Annotated in this window: 14 protein-coding genes and 1 pseudogene; 7 read left to right on the top strand and 8 right to left on the bottom strand. The window is 64.9% G+C overall.

The window, feature by feature from the left end:
* The first annotated feature begins 90 nt into the window (after positions 1-90).
* Complete coding sequence (locus tag ACP7D4_RS18385) at positions 91-1266, top strand: M48 family metalloprotease (RefSeq protein ID WP_426210576.1); 1176 nt, start codon at positions 91-93, stop codon at positions 1264-1266.
* On the top strand, positions 1263-6428 hold the full coding sequence (locus ACP7D4_RS18380; RefSeq protein ID WP_426210574.1) for an AAA domain-containing protein: 5166 nt from the start codon (positions 1263-1265) through the stop codon (positions 6426-6428). Before ACP7D4_RS18385 ends, ACP7D4_RS18380 begins: the two co-directional genes overlap by 4 nt.
* Here ACP7D4_RS18380 and ACP7D4_RS18375 read toward each other — a convergent pair.
* Both ACP7D4_RS18375 and ACP7D4_RS18370 read right to left on the bottom strand, forming a co-directional pair.
* Positions 6425-6721 carry a hypothetical protein gene (locus ACP7D4_RS18375; protein ID WP_426103631.1) on the bottom strand — a complete coding sequence of 99 codons (297 nt, stop codon included), beginning with the start codon at positions 6719-6721 and terminating at the stop codon, positions 6425-6427. The genes ACP7D4_RS18380 and ACP7D4_RS18375 overlap by 4 nt on opposite strands.
* Before the next feature lie 113 nt (positions 6722-6834).
* A pseudogene (locus ACP7D4_RS18370) lies at positions 6835-6974 on the bottom strand (transposase domain-containing protein); the annotation flags it as partial.
* 174 nt (positions 6975-7148) lie between these two features.
* Here ACP7D4_RS18370 and ACP7D4_RS18365 point away from each other — a divergent pair.
* The gene (locus tag ACP7D4_RS18365) at positions 7149-7550 is read left to right on the top strand and encodes a hypothetical protein (protein WP_426210572.1); all 402 of its coding nucleotides are present in this window, start codon (positions 7149-7151) and stop codon (positions 7548-7550) included.
* Positions 7551-7614: 64 nt separating this feature from the next.
* On the opposite strand, the gene ACP7D4_RS18360 is transcribed toward ACP7D4_RS18365, so the two are convergent.
* The gene (locus tag ACP7D4_RS18360) at positions 7615-7815 is read right to left on the bottom strand and encodes a hypothetical protein (RefSeq protein ID WP_426210570.1); all 201 of its coding nucleotides are present in this window, start codon (positions 7813-7815) and stop codon (positions 7615-7617) included.
* 253 nt (positions 7816-8068) lie between these two features.
* Here ACP7D4_RS18360 and ACP7D4_RS18355 point away from each other — a divergent pair, with 253 nt between their 5' ends.
* Genes ACP7D4_RS18355 through ACP7D4_RS18345 form a run of 3 tightly spaced genes read left to right on the top strand, consistent with a single transcriptional unit; the run spans position 8069 to position 10571 of the window.
* Positions 8069-8692, top strand: coding sequence for a DUF4254 domain-containing protein (locus ACP7D4_RS18355; RefSeq protein ID WP_426210568.1), 624 nt, complete (start codon positions 8069-8071; stop codon positions 8690-8692).
* Positions 8689-9501: a glycosyltransferase family A protein gene (locus ACP7D4_RS18350; protein WP_426210566.1), complete on the top strand. Its 813-nt coding sequence runs from the start codon at positions 8689-8691 to the stop codon at positions 9499-9501. Before ACP7D4_RS18355 ends, ACP7D4_RS18350 begins: the two co-directional genes overlap by 4 nt.
* A complete protein-coding gene (locus tag ACP7D4_RS18345) occupies positions 9498-10571 on the top strand; it encodes a glycosyltransferase family 9 protein (RefSeq protein ID WP_426210564.1) in 1074 nt (357 codons plus the stop codon). The genes ACP7D4_RS18350 and ACP7D4_RS18345 overlap by 4 nt, the downstream gene beginning before the upstream one ends.
* A 420-nt stretch (positions 10572-10991) precedes the next feature.
* Here ACP7D4_RS18345 and ACP7D4_RS18340 read toward each other — a convergent pair whose 3' ends face one another.
* From ACP7D4_RS18340 to ACP7D4_RS18330, 3 genes are read right to left on the bottom strand one after another with little or no spacing between them, the layout of a single operon-like run.
* Positions 10992-12107 carry a glycosyltransferase family 9 protein gene (locus tag ACP7D4_RS18340; RefSeq protein WP_426103627.1) on the bottom strand — a complete coding sequence of 372 codons (1116 nt, stop codon included), beginning with the start codon at positions 12105-12107 and terminating at the stop codon, positions 10992-10994.
* 38 nt (positions 12108-12145) lie between these two features.
* Complete coding sequence (locus ACP7D4_RS18335) at positions 12146-13588, bottom strand: N,N-dimethylformamidase beta subunit family domain-containing protein (RefSeq protein ID WP_426210563.1); 1443 nt, start codon at positions 13586-13588, stop codon at positions 12146-12148.
* Positions 13585-15267, bottom strand: coding sequence for a carbamoyltransferase family protein (locus ACP7D4_RS18330; RefSeq protein WP_426210562.1), 1683 nt, complete (start codon positions 15265-15267; stop codon positions 13585-13587). Before ACP7D4_RS18330 ends, ACP7D4_RS18335 begins: the two co-directional genes overlap by 4 nt.
* 135 nt (positions 15268-15402) lie before the next feature.
* On the opposite strand from ACP7D4_RS18330, the gene nudC reads away from it, so the two are divergent.
* Entirely contained in the window at positions 15403-16221 is an 819-nt protein-coding gene (gene nudC / locus ACP7D4_RS18325; RefSeq protein WP_426210560.1) for an NAD(+) diphosphatase, read from the top strand.
* Between the two features lie 25 nt (positions 16222-16246).
* Here nudC and ACP7D4_RS18320 read toward each other — a convergent pair whose 3' ends face one another.
* Together ACP7D4_RS18320 and ACP7D4_RS18315 are read right to left on the bottom strand one after the other, a co-directional pair.
* Positions 16247-17062, bottom strand: coding sequence for a hypothetical protein (locus ACP7D4_RS18320; protein WP_426103623.1), 816 nt, complete (start codon positions 17060-17062; stop codon positions 16247-16249).
* Between the two features lie 77 nt (positions 17063-17139).
* Positions 17140-18903 carry an AsmA family protein gene (locus tag ACP7D4_RS18315; protein WP_426210558.1) on the bottom strand — a complete coding sequence of 588 codons (1764 nt, stop codon included), beginning with the start codon at positions 18901-18903 and terminating at the stop codon, positions 17140-17142.
* Positions 18904-18924: the final 21 nt, after the last annotated feature.

Here is an 18924-nt window from a genome sequence, read left to right as displayed (position 1 = left end):
CTGCCGTGCGTTATGATTCTGGCTTCCGATCCTGGCTTCCGATTCTTCCCACCGCGCGCCCGCCCGCCTACACCACAGGACCTCATTAACTTGGAAGCGACCACCTACCACGCCGATGTCTGCAACTACCTTTCGGCGCGCGAGCCCGACCTGTGGCGCTGGGGAGCCTTATCGACCCAGGACGACCTGCAGCAAGTGCGCCTGCACCTGCTGAAAACGACCTACCAGCTCAGCCTTAAAGCCCATCCCGAACTGCACGCTGCCGCCGCGCGCGCCGCGCAGGCGCTGGGGATCACGCCGGCGATTTCGCTGTACCAGTCGAATGACGGCGGGTTCGCCAATGTTGCCGTCTACACCGCGCCGGGCGAAGCCCACATCATTTTCCAGGGCACCGTGCTGGGTATGCTGAACGGCGCCGAGATCGACGCCGTGCTCGGCCACGAACTGGCGCACTACCTGCTGTGGCAGCGCGACGGCCAGCGCTACTGGATCGCCAGCCGCATCCTCGAGCGCCTGGCACTGGAAGAGTCGCCGCCCGGGGTCTGGGCCAGCACCGCGATCCGCTACCAGCAATACACGGAAATCTATGCCGACCGCGGCGCCTATGCGCTGTGTCGCGACATCGGCCCGTGCGTCGCCAGCCTGGTCAAGATCCAGACCGGCGCACCAACCGTGCACCTTGACAGCTACCTGCAGCAGGCCGAGCGCATCCTCGCGCACGACAGCGTGGCAGGCGAGCAGGCAGGCCACCCGCAAAACTTCATCCGCACGCGGGCGCTGGCGCTGCATGCCGACGGCGCCGAAGGCATCGACGCCGCGCTCGCGCTCCTGCTGGCCGGTCCGCTCAACCTGAACCGGCTCGATATCCTGGATCAGCTCGAACTGCACCGGCTTACGCGCCGCGTACTGGCGCAATTGCTCGCGCCTGCCTGGTTCGCCAGCGACAGCGTGCTGGCCCTGGCGCGCCGCTATTACGCCGACTTCCAGCCGGGCGAAGCTACGGCGAACGGCGCGTGTGCACTGCCGCCGGGGCACCAGCTGAGCGAATTTTTCTCCTTCGTCCTGCTGGACTTCGCATGCGTCGACCCGTCGCTGGACGACTTGCCGCTCGCCGGCGCGCTGCGCATGGCCGACCACCTGGGCATTGGCGAGACCTTTGACGCCTTGCTGCTCAAGGAAACCGGCATCAAGAAGGCCGCGCTGACTAAGCTGAAAGCTGCGCGCGACGACCTGCTCGCACGAGCCACTACCTCAATTGCACCATGACTGAACCGCTCAACCCGACCGCTCCCGCCGGAAAATCGTTCTTCGACTTTCTCGCCACCCTTTCCGACTACCCGCAGACCGAAGACTTGCAAGGCTGGGTGCTGCCCCTGTTCGAGCAGGTCGCCGCGCTGCACGCGCAAAACCGCGTGGCGCCGCTGGAAGGGGTGGCGGTGCTGCGCTTTGACTACAACCAGCTGTGGTTTGAAAACGCACTGGCGCGCGAACCCGTGCTGGCCCAATCGAAGCTCGACAAGGTCGATGAACTGGTGACGCTCAACGTCACGCGCCGCCTGTTCGCCGACGACAACCTCACGCGCGACCTGTTTGCCAGCGACGCCGACGCCGAGCATGCGGGCGAGCTGCCGGCCGCGCCCCTGTACCTGCCCGGTTACGTCTCGTGGGAGCACAGCTGCGGCCATCACGATGGACTCACCGACATCTTTGTACTGGGCCTGATTTTGGCCAGCGTGGCCTGCCGGCTCAATCTGTCCGACGAAGCGGACTTGGCGCGCTTTGTCGCCCATCGCGGCAATCTGTTCGCGCTCAGCACGCGCATGAATCCCGTCTGGGCGCGCCTGATCGTGCGCATGACGGAGCTGTCGCGCCACACGCGCGAGCCGGATTTGAACGAGGTGATTCACTCGCTGCGCAACTACCGCCTGCTCGACCTGGACACCGACCTGCCGCTGGGCGCGGCCGCCGCGCCCGACGAGCGCACGCGCCAGCTGCAAACGCACCTGCGCGACCGCCTGTTCGAAGTCTCGCGCCGCAACCGCATGCTGCACTTCAAGCCGTCGCAGCAAACGCTGAACATGACGGTTGGCTCATTTCCGCTGATGCTCGACGTGCGCAACATCACCGAGAATGCCCTGTTTTACTGGCATGCCGACCTGGCGCGCCAGGTGTGCAGCGAAACGGCGATCCCGCTGCAAAAATACCTGCGCTTCGAAGACCTGCCATTTTTGCCGGCGCAGCTTGACGCGATCCGCGCCACGGCGCAGCGCGACCAGGCTGAATACGGTTTCTCGCAGCTGCGCATGGCGGTATGCATGTTCAGGTGGCATAACTTCAAGGAAGACAAGGACGAGCGGATCACCACGCCGCTGCTGCTGCTGCCGGTCACCCTCAGCCGCAAAAAGGGCGTGCGCGATACCTATTTGCTGCAGGCGACAAGCTCGGTGGCCGAGGTCAATCCCGTATTGCGCCACGTGCTGCGCCAGGTGTACGGCATGGAGCTGCCCGAAACGATTGACCTTGACGGCGACGCGCTCGACGCGCTGCATGCCGACATGGAGCGCCAGGTGCGCCGTTCGGAGCCGGGCATCACGCTGCACAAGATCGCGCGTCCGCAAATCCAGATGATCCGGCGCCAGGCCCGGATGCGCCTGGACCAGTACGAGAAGCGCCGCAAAAAAACCATGAGCGGGGTGGCGCGGCGCAGCCATGGCGACTTTGAATACAGCTACGCGAACGGCGCCTACCACCCGCTTGGCATCCAGCTGTTTCTGGACCAGGTGGAACCCCAGCCGGCGCCCTTGTCAAGCATTGCGGGCAAGCCGCGCGCGATGTTCATGAGCGCGCCCGAGGCGTCTGACACGTCTGAGGCCCAGCTGTGCGTGGCGCCCGACTACGACGTCATCGAGCAGCAGACCTACGCCTTCGACCAGGAGCGTGCCGGCACCCCGTACGACTGGGAATTCGACCTGTGCGCCATCACGCTCGGTAACTTCAATTACCGCAAGATGTCGCTGGTGCGCGACTACAATGCGGTGCTGCAGGACGACTTGCCCAGCCCCTCGTTCGACGGCATTTTTGCGCTCACGCCGCGCCGCCAGTTTACGGACGCCGCCGCGCCCACCGACCTGGCCGAACAGTTCACCGTGGTGCCGCAAGACCCGACCCAGGCGCGCGCCATCGTGCGTGCGCGCGACGGCGAAAGCATGATCATCCAGGGGCCGCCCGGCACCGGCAAATCGCAGACCATCACCAACCTGATCGCCGACTTTGTCGCGCGCGGCAAGCGCGTGATGTTTGTGTGTGAAAAGCGCGCGGCGATCGACGTTGTGTACCACCGGCTGCAGCAGCAGGGGCTGGAACAGCTGTGCGCGCTGATTCACGATTCGCAGGGCGACAAGAAGTCCTTTGTGAAGGATCTGAAGGCTTGCTACGAAGGGTGGATGGCGCCGCTGGCCGATCCGCAGCACTACGAAACGCAGCGCACCGACCTGCTGGCGCAAGTGCGCCTTGAAGAAGCGCTGCTGGCCGATTTTTCGCATCGCATGAACGACGCGCCGCCTGAGGTGGGCATGGCGCTGCGCGCGCTCTACAAGCGCATTGCCATACTGGGCGTGCAGTTCGAGCTGGCGCCGGGGGACGCCGATGCGCTGCCCGACTACAGCGCCTGGCTGGCGCACGGCGCCAACTTTCTGGCGATCGGGGAGCGGCTGCGCGAAGCGGGCGCGGACCCGGTGCTGGCGCGGCACGCCGTGCGTCTGCTGGGCGCGCACGTGTTCGCGAGCGACAACCCGGCCAAGGCGGCGCGCGCGGCTGCGACCGAAGCGTTGCCGCTGCTTGGTCAGTTGCACCAGCAGCTGCAGGCATTGCCTGTAACGCTGTGGTCCAGCGTCGACCGCATCCGGCGCCTGGCCGACTACCTGCGCGCCATCGCGCCGCTGCTGCAGCGCCAGCTGCCCGAACTGCTCGACCCGCAACAGCCGCGCAGCGCGGCCTTTGCCACGCTGCGCAAAACCTGGCGCAAGCAGCAGGAAGCGGCAGCGGCAGCCGCCGTCAAGAGCGCCGGCTGGACGCGCCGTCCGTCAGCGCACGAGACGGCCATTGCGCTTGTCCAGGCCGGGCAGCTCGAGACGCAGTGGTATGCGTTCGTCAAGCCCGCCTGGTGGCAGCTGCGCGCGCTGTTCAAGTCGCACTACAGCGCGGCGCCTACTGCAGTTATGCCGCGCTGGAGCGACTGCCTGCAATGGCTGCAGCAGGACTACCAGGCGCAGGAAGCGCTGGCGGCCACGCACGCGCAGATCGAAAGCGAATGGCAGGTGGACGATGTGGACGCGTTTGCCGCGCAGGTTGAGCAGATCCACGCGCACAATGCCAACCTGTCGTCGGCGCTGATCATGTTCCAGCATGACGTGGCCAACCGGGCCTTTGCCGACACTGGGGCGCTGCTGGCGCTGGCCAACCTGGGCGAGGCGGCCTTGCACGCGATTGACGCGGCCGTATCCGGCGTGGGTGAATACGGCATCGACCAGGTGCACGCCGAACTGCAGGCGATGCAGGAAGACGCATCCTGGCTGCCGCTGATCGTAGCCAATCTGCAAACGCTGGCCGCGGCGCCGCCCGCCTTTGCGCAGGCGGCGCGCGCGTGGCCGCATGCCGGCCTGTCGCTGGAACTGGCGCTGGCGCGCGCCGCGCTTGGCCGCGTGTACCGTGACGACAGTGCCTTTGCCCGCCAGACGGGCGAGCAAATCGACCAGTTGTGCGCGCGTTTATCAAGCCATGTGCGCCAGCTGCATGCCTTGAACGCGCAAGTGATACTGGAGCGGCGCCGCAACGCCTTTCTGGCGCGCGTGGCGCTGGCCAACAAGAACGCGGCTCACCTGGACGAAGGCGGCAAGGACTTCAAGAAGCGCTACACGGAAGGCCGGCGCGAAGTCGAGAATGAATTTTCAAAGGTGATGCGCTACAAGGCGATTCGCGAGCTGGCGTCAGGCGAGTCGGGCCTGGTGGTGCGCGACTTGAAGCCAGTATGGATGATGAGCCCTTTGTCGATCTCGGACACGCTGCCGCTGGAGACCGACTACTTCGATGTCGTCATTTTCGATGAGGCCAGCCAGATCCCGGTGGAGGAGGCGATTCCATCGCTGTACCGCAGCGGCCAGGTGATCATCGTGGGCGACGAAATGCAGCTCCCGCCGACCAATTTTTTCGGCGGCCATGCCGACCCGGGCGAGATTGACGACGAGGAGATGCTGGCCGACCTGTCGAGCGACAGCTTTCTGACGCAGGCGGCGCGCAGCCTGCCGTCGACCATGCTCGAGTGGCATTACCGCAGCCGCTCGGAGGCGCTGATCACGTTTTCCAACCACCGCTTTTATGACGGCCGCCTGCTGACCATTCCGGACCACGCCTTGAACCATCCGGCCGAGCCGATCGTGGTGGGCACCGACGCCGCCACTGCGGCCGGCCCGGCGCTGGCACAGGCACTGGCGCGCCCGATCAGTTTTCATCACGTGCCGGGCGGCCTGTATGGCGAGCGGCGCAACGCGGCCGAAGCGGCCTACATCGCCAGCCTGGTGCGCGCGCTGCTGGTGGGCGGCAGCAAGCTCTCGCTGGGCGTGGTGGCGTTTTCGGAAGCGCAGCAAGATGAAATCGAGCAAGCGCTGCTGGCGCTGGCGCGCGCCGACAAGGCGTTTTCAACGCTGCTGGACGCCGCCTATGAGCGTGAGGAAGACGGACAATTTTGCGGCCTGTTCATCAAGAACCTGGAAAACGTGCAGGGCGACGAGCGCGACCTGATCATCATGAGCGTGTGCTACGGCTACGATCGCGAGCGCAAGATGCTGATGAATTTCGGGCCGATCAACCGCGCGGGCGGCGAAAAGCGCTTGAACGTGGTGTTCTCCCGGGCCAAGCGGCACATGTTCCTGGTCAGTAGCATCAAGCATACGGATATCAAGAACGACTACAACCCGGGCGCCTTTGCGCTCAAGTCCTACCTGCAGTTTGCCGAGCTCAGTTCCGTGGGCGACGAAGCCGGCGCCCGCCAGGTGATTGACTTACTGGGCGGCCAGCGCCGGGCGCAAGTCCGGCCGGCCGCGCATCCGGTGGTGGCGCAGGTGCGGGCCGCTTTGGAAGCGCACGGTTTCCTGGTCGACAGCAATATCGGACAATCGGGCTTGCGCTGCGACCTGGGCGTGCGCAAGGAGGGCGATGCAGTGTATCGCCTTGGCATCCTGGTCGATACCGACAGCCATTACGAGACGGTCGATTTGCTTGAACGCTACCTGCAGCAGCCCGGTCTGATGACCGGCGCCGGCTGGAACCTGGAGCGCGTCTTTAGCAAGGACTGGGTGGAAGCACCGGATGCGGTGATGGCGCGCCTGCTGCTGGCAGCGGGCGCCACGCCCGACGCGGGCCCTGCTGCCTAAGCCTTGATCGAAATGGTCTTGCGCGCTTCGGGGGCAAGCTGGTCCTCGGCGCGGCGGCCGGGGTTGCGCCGGCGGGTGTGCGCAGTGCGCGTGTCGAGGAACAAGGCTTGTTCCTTTTCGCGCCGCTCGCTCGTTCTGCGGTTGCTGACGCGGCGATCTTCATCGGGCGCGACGCCTTGCACAGCAACAAGTTTAGGCGGCTGGGGGGAGGCAGGACGAAGGCGGCCGGGCCCCAGTTTGGACTGGTGCGGCGGCGGCTTGTCAAAATAGCTGTCAATTTTTACGGGTAACATACAAATAAACGGTATACGAGTCGTATACATCGAGGCTGAACATAATGTTGTAACGACAGGTTTGCTTATTACTTTAGCTGTAAGCGCTAATTTCGCTGCACCTTGCCAGCGTCCTATGCTTGCAGTTGGTCCGTGACGGCTGCATAGTTGAACGGCAGTAGGTCGCGAACATGGTCATCGCTGGCCGGCCCGGCAATTCGGTTAGCACATGGCGCAGATAGGCATACGGCTCGACGCCGCACGCTCGACAGGTGTGTCCGGTGAATCTGGAGGCTATCTCAACAGGATGCGCAATTTCCTGTCTTACGTGGTGGGCAAAATGCGCAGGCGCGTGTGGGTGTGTTGACATCCAGTGCGAGCCATCGCCAACATTTCCTTTTGTTTTGCTATGGGATGGCATATATTAGTGCCATTAAATAGAAAAACGGTGGCAGCGATGTTTGCGAGATCTATTCCGGCTGATTTTTCTCAACTACGCGGAAAAGCCGCCCGGGTTTGCCTCGTTGCGGTCCTGCATCTTGGCCTTGCTATCGCGTTGTTCGCCTCTGCCACACCCTATCGTTCGATAGTGATCCCGGAAAAACCGGTCGACGTGGCGCTGCTGCAGCGACCCCATGCGCTAAATCTGCTCCCTTGTCCTTGTACTTCAGGTATCGGCACGGGCCTGTTGGCGCCCGCCATTGTTGGCCACCGTCTCACGCGTTCGCGCCGCAATGGTTCGCCACGGATCGACGAACCCAATTTTATCTGTGCCTTTCAGCCGCCCGCGAAGTGTTTGCCGTGGAACTCCGAAGTACATGACAGCATTCCTTGTCGTCTGCTGATGTAGAGCAGAGAGCCATTGCCGCTTCGTGTAGTGTTTCCACCGCTGCGTTGCCCCGGGAGGGTAGTTCTCAAAGGTCACGTCCCATCGATTGCTCGACCAGCTTGGCATTGACGCCGTGCTTGACCGCGATGACCGCCAGCGAAACGCCGGGCTGCAGGCACGCCCTCGCCAAGGACCGCTTCGATTGCGCGTCGTAGCGGCGTTGCCCGTCACGACGCATAAACGTCACTACCAGCTGAAACTCTGGGTCGGCACGTTTCTCTTGCATCGGTGTCCACCGCCAATCAGTGGACACCTATGTTCCGCTCCTTTGGCAAGATACCCAGTGTGCGGAAAAATTCGCGCTTACCTTTAGCTTGCACAGCAGACTATTTTCTCTACTTGTGCGTCCGTAACTCTCCGCACCCAAGTTTGATCTGGCGCGAACTTGCATCCCGCTGAGCGCGAACTTGTTGAACTGATCCGTTCTCAAACCAGGGTAAGGCCGCACTTGCGGCCACTCGCTATGCCCGGGGGACGCCATGCTGACGCAGTTCGATGCCTTGTTGATTGTAGAGTTTCACGACGAAAATTTATCACGCAAAGAATGGCTGGGTGGAACAATCGGCCCGGCACTCAATGGTGTGTGGCGCTGGATAGACGCCAATCACCGCTTTAACAGCATGCTTTGGGATGAGGAAGATCGGGCGCGTCGGGTTGACGTCGATCCGGCCGAGATTGCCGCCAGTAAGCGCCTGATCGATCGCCACAACCAATTGCGCAACGACGCGGTCGAAGCCATGGACGAAGCCATTCTGGCGCAGTTGTCCGAGGTGCGGCACGACGATGATGCGCGCCTGTCTAGCGAAACGGCGGGCGCCATGATCGACCGGTTGTCCATCCTGGCGCTAAAAATCTTTCATATGCGCCAGCAGACGCGGCGTCCGGACGCCAGCACCGCCCATATCGATACCTGCCGCGCCAAGTTGCAACGGCTCACGGCGCAGCGCAACGACCTGGCATGCTGCCTTGACCAGCTGCTGATCGACGCGCACAGCGGGCAGGCGTATTTCAAGGTGTACCGCCAGTTCAAGATGTACAACGATCCTTCCATGAATCCGTACTTGTATGCAAGGGCGGCTTCGGCGTCCGGATCGGCGCGATGAACCCTGGCGTCGCCATTGACGTGCTCATTCCTACTTGCAACCGTGCGTGCGCGCTGGCCGTGACCCTGGCGGCCCTGTCGGCGCAAACCATGCGCCGCTTTCGCATCATCATCTCGGACCAGTCCGACACGCCGGGCGCCCTGGGCAGCGCCGAGGTTGCCGCGGTGCTGCGCTATCTGGCCGCGCGCGACATCGCCGTGGAGGCGCTGCGCCACTTGCCGCGCCGCGGCATGGCGGAGCAGCGCGCCTTTTTGCTGTCACGCAGCGAAGCGCCCTACTGCCTGTTCCTTGACGACGACGTCATCGTCGAACCGGACCTGCTCGAACGGTTGCACAAGGCCATGGTCGAAAAAGATTGCGGCTTTGTCGGCAGTGCCTTGCACGGATTGAGCTATCTGTTCGACCAGCGTCCCCAGCACCAGGAAATCGAGTGGTGGGACACCGAGGTTGAGCCTGAGCGAATTTTGCCGGGTACGGCGGCGTGGGAACGCCATCACTTGCACAGCGCTGCCAATCTGTTCCACGTGCAGCAGCGGCTGGCGCTGGAGCACCGCGAAACCCGTTGCTACCGCGTGGCGTGGGTCGGCGGCTGCGTGCTCTTTGACAGCGACAAGCTGCGCTCTGCGGGAGGCTTCGACTTTTGGCGCGAGCTGCCGCCGGAACATTGCGGCGAAGACGTGCTGGCCCAGTTGCGCGTGATGGCAAGGTTCGGCGGCTGCGGGATCATTCCATCGGGGGCGTATCACATGGAGCTGCCAACCACGATTGCGCGCCGCGAGGTCGATGCGCCAAAGGTATTGTGGCAATGAGCGTACCCGTCCTGCACGACGCGCGCAAGATTGCCGTGTTCCGGCCGAACGCGGTGGGCGACTTCATGTTCTGCCTGCCCGCATTGCACGCGCTGCGATCAAGCTATCCCGAGGCCGAAATCGTCTATCTGGGCTTGCCGTGGCATGCCCAGTTTCTTGCCGGGCGGCCAGGTCCCGTTGATCGGGTGGCCGTCGTGCCGCCGCTGCCGGGCATTGGCGGGGCCGGCGCTGCCGCCGCCGCTGCCGCTGCCGCCGCTGCCGATGGTTTTCTCGATGCCATGCGTGCTGAAAAATTCGATTTGGCCTTGCAGATGTTTGGCGGTGGGCGTCATGCCAATCCGCTGCTTGCGCAGTTCAACGCGCGCCTGTCGGCGGGAATGCGGACGGCGGACGCGGCGCCGCTGGACCGCTGCATCGTGTATCGCACCATGGTCAACCAGCGTTTGCAGTTGCTGGAAGTGGCGGCGCTGGCCGGCGCCAAAGCGTGGCCCATGAAGCGGCAGTTGCAAGCAACCCTTACCGACCGGCAGCTCGCTGCGCAGCTGGTGCCCGCGTCGCCCGGGCAACGGCTGGTCATCGTGCAGCCGGGCGCCAGCGATGCACGCCGTTGCTGGCCGGCGGCGCGTTTTGCGGCAGTGGCTGATGCGCTGGTGGAAGAGGGGGCGCTGGTGGCGATCAACGGATCGGCTGCGGAAGCGGCAATCGTCGGCGCAGTCATTGAAGCGATGCGCTATCCGGCCATTAACCTGAGCGGAAAGGCCTCGCTCAATGCGCTGTGTGGATTGTTGGAGCGTGCCACGTTGCTGGTGTCGAATGACACCGGGCCATTGCACATGGCCTTGGCGCTGGACAGGGCGTGCGTGGGCGTCTACTGGTTCACCAACCTGATCGAGGCGGCGCCCTTGTGCCAGCACGCGCACCGTGCGGCCTTGTCAACGCGCGTGCATTGTTCTGTATGCGGGATGGAAAACACGGTCAGGCGCTGCGAGCATGATGCAAGCTTTGTCGATGATGTCTCGCTCGAAGAGGTGACGGCGCTGGCGATTGATTTGTTTCGTGCTGCGCGGTGATGCATTAACGCATTACCGGCCTGGTGAAGCGCGGTCGGCGGTGCGATCCGCAGCTTGCAACTCGCGTTCGCACACGCAACTCAAGCCTCACGATGCACCTCGCACCTCGCAACTGTCAGTCGTCACTCAAGCCTCGCAACTCGCCACCCCCAACTGGCATTCGTCACTCATGCTTGGCAAGTGGCAAGTGGCAAGTGGCAAGTGGCAACCGGCAACTCGCGGCTCGTATTCGTCACTCAAGCCTGGCAACTGGTAAATCGCAACTTGCAACTCGCAACTTGCAACTCGCATTTATCACTCAAGCTTGGCAACTCGCTACTTACAGAACGAGCGCCATATACGCCGGACGTACGGGAGCGGCACCAATTTTGATCGCTCACCAGTTGGGCGCGCCAGTAAAGCGTGAAGCACGAATCGACATCAGCCCAATGGCCGTTCTCGCCAAGTGTCACCGCCAAGGGTGGAGTGTTGCCGCGTCAATGCTGTGGGGTTATCGGCGGCTGCGTCATCAAGGTACGAAGGCAAGCTGAGCAGACTGAAAGCATGGTCGATGACATCGCGCACGCGCTCGCATTCGGGATCCCACAGGCAGCGATGGCGCTGCTTGTCGAGCGGCGCCCAGCGGCGTATGTCGGCTTTGCTGAAGACGACGACGCTATGCAACTTGAGGCCGGCGGCGATGTGCGACACCCCAGTATCGTTGCAGATCAGCAGCCGCGCGCGGCTCATCAGGGCGGCCATGGCGCCGATCGAGATGGGCGCGGCGGCGTCGAGCGCCTTGTAACGCATGCGGCTGGCAACCGCGGCAGTGAGCGGTGCTTCGTCCGCCGAACCCGTCAGGACAATTTGCACGTCAAACTCGGCGGCGATGTGGTCGGCAACCTGGGCGAAGCGGGCAGGGTGCCAGCACTTGTCGCGCATGCGCGCGCCAGGATGAATGCAGACGTAGCCGCCCGCCGTCAGGCCGTCGGACAGCCCGCTTGCGCCAAGCTCGCGTTCGTCGGCGTCGGTGATGGGAAATTCAAGGTGATCGCCTTGTGCGGGCGCCCCTAACAAAACCACCAGGTCCAGCAGACGCAACGGTTCCGCGCCGCCGTCTGGGTAGGGATGAAACTGTTCGCGGCCAACGCTGGCCGCGTCGCCGTAGCCGGCCATGGCGCAGGCGCCAAAGGCACGCGTGACGTTGTTGCTGTATTCGCCGCTGCCATGCATTTGCAATGCCATGTCAAACCTGCGTGCGCGCATGGATGCGTAAAACTCGGCGAGCAGGTGCTGCTGGACGGCTTGTTCGGGAAACGCTGCGTGACCGGGGAAGGCAAGAAATTCGTCAATGTATTGAGGAAAGCGCGCCGCGAACTGCGCCGCCCAGGGCAGCCCGATCAGCGCGATCCGGGTCTGCGGCAGCGCGGCGCGCAAGGCACGCAAGGCCGGGATGGCGCACAACATGTCGCCCAATTGCAGCGCGCGAAACACCGCAAGCGTGGCGCCTGCGTGTTGGTCAATCCACGTGGTGCCTGAATCTGTGTGTGCACTCATTGGACGGCCGCTTTCGGCGCCGGAGTCTGTTTGCCCGCTCATTGGATGGCTGCTTTCGTAAGGAGAGTTGTCGCGATTGAAGTTTCCTCGCGCTCAGGGGATTCCGCGGTGCAGTGCGGGCGGGCGCAACGCCCCATCAAACCGTCGATCACGTTGCCGGTCATCGTGTCGACGCGCTCGTCCTGGCCGCTGCCCAGCACCTGTGCCCAGTCTGTGGTGCCTGCGCTGAAGACGGTGCCCCCGCGCGTGAAAATGCTCATCGTGGCCGCGTGGACCCCGCCCGCTGCGGCGCACGTTTCACGCAGCGGGCGTTCTTGCCAGCGCGCGTCGAGCGGACAAGCCGCAAGGAGCGTCAAGCCTGCTGGCGTGCCGCACTGCCGGGCGTCCGGCGCCAAACTGGCCAGGCCAGAGGCGTGGTCAAAAGCGGCCAGCGGCGCGCCGTCGCATTCGTAACCGGCCAGCGGTGGAATTGTGTTGGCACCAAAGCATTCGCCGCAGCGCAAGCCGGTACCGGCGAAAATCCAGTGGTCCGGGTCTTGCACGGCGAACCCGGCTGTTTCGCGCGGACCGTCCCACCAGCCACCTCCATGCCGGTAGCTGACGCCTGCCAGCGCGTCTTCCGGGCGGCCGGCGCCGCTTGCGGGCCACCAATGGTCGAGTGCGCCGTGCGGGCCGCCCTGATGGCACACCATGGCGCTTGCGCCGTCGACCAGGTGGATGCGCCACCAGCACAGGTTGGCGCTAAAAAAGGCGGCGTTGCCGCCGCGGCCGATGAAGCCTTCCACGCCGTCGCGCATGGCTTCGCTCCAGTATTCGTCATGCCCGACGCTTAGCAGCAGGCGATAGTTGCGCAGCAGGCCTGGGTCGGCATGGATGTCGAGGTCGGTGCAAAATTCGGGCGTGTAGCCTTTGTGCAGCAGCCAGCCAATGAAGCGCGCATCCCAGTGCGCAAAGGTCTGGCGTGGGGACGCGGCGTCGTAATAATCCGGTGCGCCGAAGGTGGGCCCGCCGACACCCCCGCCAGGCCGATGGAACGACAGCCTGGTTCCAGGCGGATTGCTGGAACGGGGTGGGTTGGCGTAGTAGCAGCCGCCGCCGGAAAAATTGTAGGCATTGTAGGTGGCCAGCGGGATCTTGTAGAGCAGCCGAACGGCGCCGTAGCCGCGCACCACGAACAGGACCGCTGCGTCGCGCAGGGCGACGTGCGGCGCGCCTGCCCCGGGTTCTTCGAGGTGGGCGATGTAGGCGCCCGACGGCCAGCCGGCCGGCAGGGCGAAGCCGTACGCCGGCCATTGCCAGTCCTGGTCGGCGCCGCGCTCGCAGGCGCGCTCGCCGTCGACCCAGCTGGAGGTAAACATGTGGACCAGCTTGCCCGCCCAGCGGTAGAAGCCGACCCGAAAGCGGGTGGCGTCGGTCGACACGTGCAGCACGAGCCGCTGGCCCGGCCACACGCTGGCGCTGGCGGCGTAGCCGTGGATCATGCGGGTGCTTCCGGTTGGCGGCGCTTGCGGACGATGTAAGGCGGCATGGCCAGCACATGCATCGGTGTGTTGCGAAACGTTTCCATGGCTTCGGCCGGCGTCTCGACGATCGGCTCGTCCTTGCCGTTGAACGAGGTGTTGAGCAGGACCGGCACGCCGGTGCGCTGCTGGAATGCTCTGAGCAGGCAATTGAGCATGGGGTCGTCCGCCGGGCCCACTGTTTGCAGGCGCGCCGTGATGTCGACATGGATAATGGCCGGCACGGCGCTGGCCGCGTCAAGCAGGACCGGCGCCGCGTACTGCATGAAGGGCGACGGCGTGGGGATGTCGAAATACTGGTCCGCGTGTTCCAGCCGCACCACCGGCGCCAGGGGCCGGAACCATTCGCGCAGCTTGACCTTGTCGTTGATCCAGTCGCGCATGTGGGCCAGGCGCGGGTCGGCCAGGATGCTGCGGTGGCCCAGCGCGCGCGGGCCAAATTCGCTGCGGCCGTGGAACAGGCCCACCACCTTGCCCTCGCAGATGAGGTCTGCCAGGCGGCCGCACAGGTCGTCCTGGTGGTCGATTGGTTCGACCAGCATGTCGGAGGCGTCGCCGACGGCAGCGTCAATGGCCGCGCGCGCCGGCTGCGGGCCGAGGTAGTCGCTCTGCCAGCGGTAAGTGCAGGCCTGGCCGGCCAGTTGCGTCAGCCCGTACAGGGCGCAGCCGAGGGCGGTGCCCGCGTCGCTGGGCGCGGGGGGAATGAATACGCGCTTGAACGCTGTTTCGCGCAGCAGCCGCTCGTTGGCAGAACAGTTCAGGGCGGTGCCGCCGGCAAAGCACAGGTTGTCGGACCCGGTTTCCTTGTGCAGCCACTGCGCCACGCTGACCAGTGCATCTTCAAAGGCGCGCTGGCCGGCGGCGGCGAGCGCGGCGCTGGCGGCAAAATGCGGGTCGCCCTTGCCGCTGTAGCGGAAACGCCCGCGCTCGCGCATGATGGCGCGCCATTGCGCGGGAATGGTCACCTGCCAGCCCTCCACCTGCAGCGGGGGCAGGCGCAGTGCGTTCGGGTCGCCGTGCGGCGCCAGGCCCATGACCTTGCCTTCGTTGCCGTGGCCGGGGAAGATGGCCTGGGTCAGCAAAAAGTAAAACATGCCCAGGCCGACCAGGCGTTCGTCGTCGCGGTTCCAGACCTGCTTGTCGATGCAGATCACGCGCTCGCGGTCGGCGCGGTAAAAAGACGCCACTTCGCACCAGTTGCCGGGCACCCAGGCCGCACCGCGCCAGTGCTCGGTGAGCGCCGACACCGGGCTGCCCTGGCCATCGATGACCATCACCGCCGCCTGCTCGAAGGGGGATGGATGGAACACGCTGTAGACGTGCGCCAGGTGGTGCGAGATGTGGCTGCGCAGGCAGCCGGGCGCGAGCTTCAGCGAAGACGCCAGTTCGCGCTCGTACGCGGCCAGATTGTCAAGCTCGGCGTCCGACGAATAGCATTCGACCAAAATGTCGATGGGCTGGTCCAGCCCCGGCAGGCGCGGCGCGTAGATGGCGGAAAAGTCGCCCGTGCGCCCCCAGTGATGCTTTTGCCGGGTGAGCCTTTCTTTCTGGATGGCCCACTCGAGTTGCGCGCCGCGCATCAGGCAGACACTGGCGTCTTGCGTTCGGTTGACGCCGAGTATCAACGGTGCACCTTTCATCTATTTCTCCTTGGCGGATAACTCACGATCACGACTGTTTGAACGATGGCCGGCGCATTAGTTCAAGATCTTTTATCGTGAAAAGCGGTATCATTCTTGCAGCCCATATTGCTCATAGATCGAAAGGTTGGCCGCATGTTGCAAACGCCCTTGTCATTCACGCCGTTGATGGCGCCCCGGGAACACGCCGACCCGCTCAGTTTTGTGTTTCAGGGAGGATTGTTGCTGGTGAGCCAGGGCGACCTTGCCTTGCCGCAGCCGCAGCAACTGGCCGCGCTGGGCGACTGGGGCGGGCGCACCCATCCGGTGGGCTTGTGGGGCGAGCGCTACTGCCAGGCCACGTGGTGCGAACGCGACACGCCGGCGCCCGACGGCTGCGAATGGCGCAACCTGCGCGGCCTGTTTGGCGAGATGGATGATGGCATGCTGGGCGTGGCCGGGCGCGCCGGGCAGATCGCCGAGTGGGCGCGCACGCACCGCTTTTGCGGCGCCTGCGCCTCGCCCATGGCGCTGGTGGGCGGCGAACGCTGCTTCAAGTGCGCAGCCTGCGGGATGATCGCGTATCCGCGCATTTCACCGGCGATGATGGTGTTGATCAGGAAGGGCGAGCAGGTGCTGCTGGCGCTGCATACGGCTTCGCCGAGCAAGCGCTTCACGCCGCTGGCGGGCTTTCTGGAGGCGGGCGAATCGATCGAGGAAGCGGTGCATCGCGAGGTGTTCGAGGAGGTTGGCCTGCGGGTGCACAACTTGCAGTATTTTTCGAGCCAGTCCTGGCCGTTTCCGCATTCATTGATGATTGCGTTCACGGCCGATTATCTCGATGGCGAGATCCGGATCGACGCCAGCGAGATCGCCGAGGCGCGCTGGTTCGGACCGGGCGACGAGTGGCCCGAAAAAGTGCCGCATGTGTCGGTGTCGAGCATTCTGGTCGACGCCCACCGGCCGGCCAGGTAGCGATACTGCGGAGGGGAGCTGGCCTTCAAGGTTTGGCCGCGCCCCGCACTTCGACCGTTTTTTTCATCAGGTTGAACCAGAACGGCGCACCGAACAGCGCCGTCGACGCCGTCAGCATCCAGCCCGCCACATTGAGCGCGAACGCGTCGTTGAACCTGGGCGGAAAGCTGTCCCACCCGATCGGCAAACGCCACAGCGCCTCCATTGCCTGCCCGTCCACCGACGCCGGCGCCGCCGTGATCTGCGCGGCCAGCGCGGGATGCTGCCACAGGGTGCGAAACAGGTGAATGCTGTCGATGTTGAACAGCACCGCCAGCAGCAGCGAGAGCGCAAGGCTGATCATCATCGCGCGCCTTTTGTAGGCGGCCGACACGCGCTCCATGGCGGTATCGAACCAGCCGCTGACGGCCAGTTCGAAGGCCTGCATGTCGCCGCCCGCGCGCTGGTAAATGCCTTGCAGCGCGCGCTTGATCTGCGGGTCAGAGAGGGCGTCGATATCGCGCCCGAGCTGAGCGTAGTCGCCCGGGATCGACTGGATCGCATCGATCAGGGCGATGGCAAAATGGGCCGGCTCGATGAACGCCGGTTTGGCCCTGGTCGAACGTGCATCCACCAGGCCGGGGCTGGCGTGCGGGTTGACCAGCGCATGCGAATAGATGGCGCCGGCGAGCGCAGTAAGGTGGGGATCGTTGAGCATGCTCTTGATGCCGTCGAGCAGGCAGCGCGGACGCAAACGCAGCGCCGCGGCCAGCGCTTCCTGCACGGTGCTGACGATCAGCGCCACGCTCGCGTAGCAAAAGGTCAGGCCAACTGCAACTTCCAGAACTGTGCTTCCGAACATGGCGTTCTCCCGCGCGCGATCATACGGCTACGCTAGCGCAAGCGAGGTGATGCGCAGGTCGGTTTGCGCAAACTATGTCACCGTTTGAGCAGGCCCCGGATGGCCTTTTTGAGTTTGTTGCGCGCCGTTTCCTTGACCGCCGCGCCGGAGACAGCCTTGGCCTCGACGCGCCACGCGATCGCGTCCCACGGGCCGCTCAGCCGCACCGGCAGCGTCAGTCCCGTTGCGCCCAGCGTGCAGGCGAGCGTGTAGTCGACGTGCTTGCGCGCCAGGTCGATGTCGCCGGCGCCGGCCACGCCAAACAGGGGTGCCTGGGCGGCCAGGTCGGCGTTGTGGGCGATGCCGCCGGCGATCGTGAAGCTGGCGCCCAGCCGGCTGAAACCGGTCTTGACGCCGGCTTCACGATCCACGGCCAGCCCGTTCGCCGCCTGCGCGCCGACGATCATGGCGCCGATATCGATGCCGTTCAAGGTGCCTTCGGTCAGGCGCAGCGACGCCGTGCCGGAAAGCGCCTGGCGCATCTGCAGCGTGCTGGCGCCCTCGGTGTTCACGTCGATCATGACGTCGCCCCTGGCCTGGAGCGGTGTCTTGCCCAGCAGGTCCTTGAGCAGCGGCCCGACCTCGATCGCTTTCAGGCTTTGCACGAAGGTGATGTGCGGGGTGCTGGCGCTGCGCGAAAAATCGAGCGTCAGCGCGCCGCTGCCGCTGCCGCCATACAAGTTGGCGCCGATCGGCTGCAGCACGAACCTGGCGCCGTCCGAACGCAGCGCGGCGCGCACGTTGGTCGCGTGCATGGTGCCGACCTTCAGTTCGCCCACGTGCACGCCGCCGCTGGCGCGCAGCATCGACAGCGGCGACAGGTCGAAGGCGTCGCCCGCTTCCAGAATGGCCGGGTCGCCCGGCACGGCGTCGGGCACCAGCCGGTTCTGGTAGCGCCCCAGGTCCACCTTGTCGACGTGCAGCGTGAGGTGGTAGGCCTTGTCGTGGTAGCCGCTTTTCAGGTCGAACACACTGGCGTCGAAACTGCCCGCCAGGTCGGCCGCGAATTCATCTTTATCGAGGTCGACGTCGATCTCGCCATTGACCTTGACGCGGGCGTCCTTGAACGGCAGGTCGAGATTGGCCACGACGTCGGAAAAGGCGATGCGGCGGCGCTGCGGATCGGGCAGGAAGCTGGCCTTGAGCGTGAGCGCCGTGCTCAGCGCCGGGCGCTTGCTGCGGATGCTGGCCGACAGCGCCATGCGGCTGGCCACGCCGCGGGCGATGGGGCCGGAGTCGATATTCAGACTGCTGACGTCAAGCGTGCGCCCACTCCTGCGGTCGTCGAACAGCACGCGCGCGTTGCCGACCCGGATGCTGTCGATGGCCAGGCGCACGGGCGAAGAACGCGCGCCGCCGCCGCCGGCCGCAGAAGCGGCGGCATCGCGTCCGGACGTCAGGTCGCCGGTATTCATGCTGCCGTCTTCCAGGCGCACCACCCTTGCGCGCACGCCTTCGACGTCGATCCGGTCGATCACCACTTGCTGGTGCAGCAGCAGCGGAATCAGCGCCACCGTCACGCGCGCGCTGTCGATGGCGGCAAATTGCGCCGCGCTGCCATGCTCGGACAGCGTGACGCGGCCAAGGTCGGCGCCGATGCGCGGATAGAACACCAGCCTGATGGTGCCGGGAATGGCCAGCGTGCGCTGGTGGCGCGCGCGCACCTGGCTGATGATGTCGGCCTTGTAGTCGTTGGGATCGACCCGCGCGCCTGCCAGCACGGCCGCCAGAAGCAGCAACAGCAGCAACAGCAGCAGGGTTGCGCCTGCCGCGAGTGCGGCGAACTTCAGGGATCGGTGCATGACTTTCGGTTCGGTAAGGGC

It is taken from the genome of Massilia sp. TWP1-3-3, assembly GCF_049897805.1.
Classification (GTDB): domain Bacteria; phylum Pseudomonadota; class Gammaproteobacteria; order Burkholderiales; family Burkholderiaceae_D; genus Telluria_A.
The sequence above is the reverse complement of the archived record's forward strand: the minus strand, read 5'-3'. Positions and strand labels throughout refer to the sequence as shown.

Coding starts and splice junctions, on each gene's coding strand:
- ACP7D4_RS18350 (WP_426210566.1), top strand. CDS start 8,689: ATGAACCCTGGCGTCGCCATTGACGTGCTCATTCCTACTTGCAACCGT.
- ACP7D4_RS18380 (WP_426210574.1), top strand. CDS start 1,263: ATGACTGAACCGCTCAACCCGACCGCTCCCGCCGGAAAATCGTTCTTC.
- ACP7D4_RS18345 (WP_426210564.1), top strand. CDS start 9,498: ATGAGCGTACCCGTCCTGCACGACGCGCGCAAGATTGCCGTGTTCCGG.
- ACP7D4_RS18335 (WP_426210563.1), bottom strand. CDS start 13,588: ATGATCCACGGCTACGCCGCCAGCGCCAGCGTGTGGCCGGGCCAGCGG.
- nudC (WP_426210560.1), top strand. CDS start 15,403: ATGTTGCAAACGCCCTTGTCATTCACGCCGTTGATGGCGCCCCGGGAA.
- ACP7D4_RS18355 (WP_426210568.1), top strand. CDS start 8,069: ATGCTGACGCAGTTCGATGCCTTGTTGATTGTAGAGTTTCACGACGAA.
- ACP7D4_RS18330 (WP_426210562.1), bottom strand. CDS start 15,267: ATGAAAGGTGCACCGTTGATACTCGGCGTCAACCGAACGCAAGACGCC.
- ACP7D4_RS18315 (WP_426210558.1), bottom strand. CDS start 18,903: ATGCACCGATCCCTGAAGTTCGCCGCACTCGCGGCAGGCGCAACCCTG.
- ACP7D4_RS18340 (WP_426103627.1), bottom strand. CDS start 12,107: ATGAGTGCACACACAGATTCAGGCACCACGTGGATTGACCAACACGCA.
- ACP7D4_RS18360 (WP_426210570.1), bottom strand. CDS start 7,815: ATGCAAGAGAAACGTGCCGACCCAGAGTTTCAGCTGGTAGTGACGTTT.
- ACP7D4_RS18375 (WP_426103631.1), bottom strand. CDS start 6,721: ATGTTACCCGTAAAAATTGACAGCTATTTTGACAAGCCGCCGCCGCAC.
- ACP7D4_RS18320 (WP_426103623.1), bottom strand. CDS start 17,062: ATGTTCGGAAGCACAGTTCTGGAAGTTGCAGTTGGCCTGACCTTTTGC.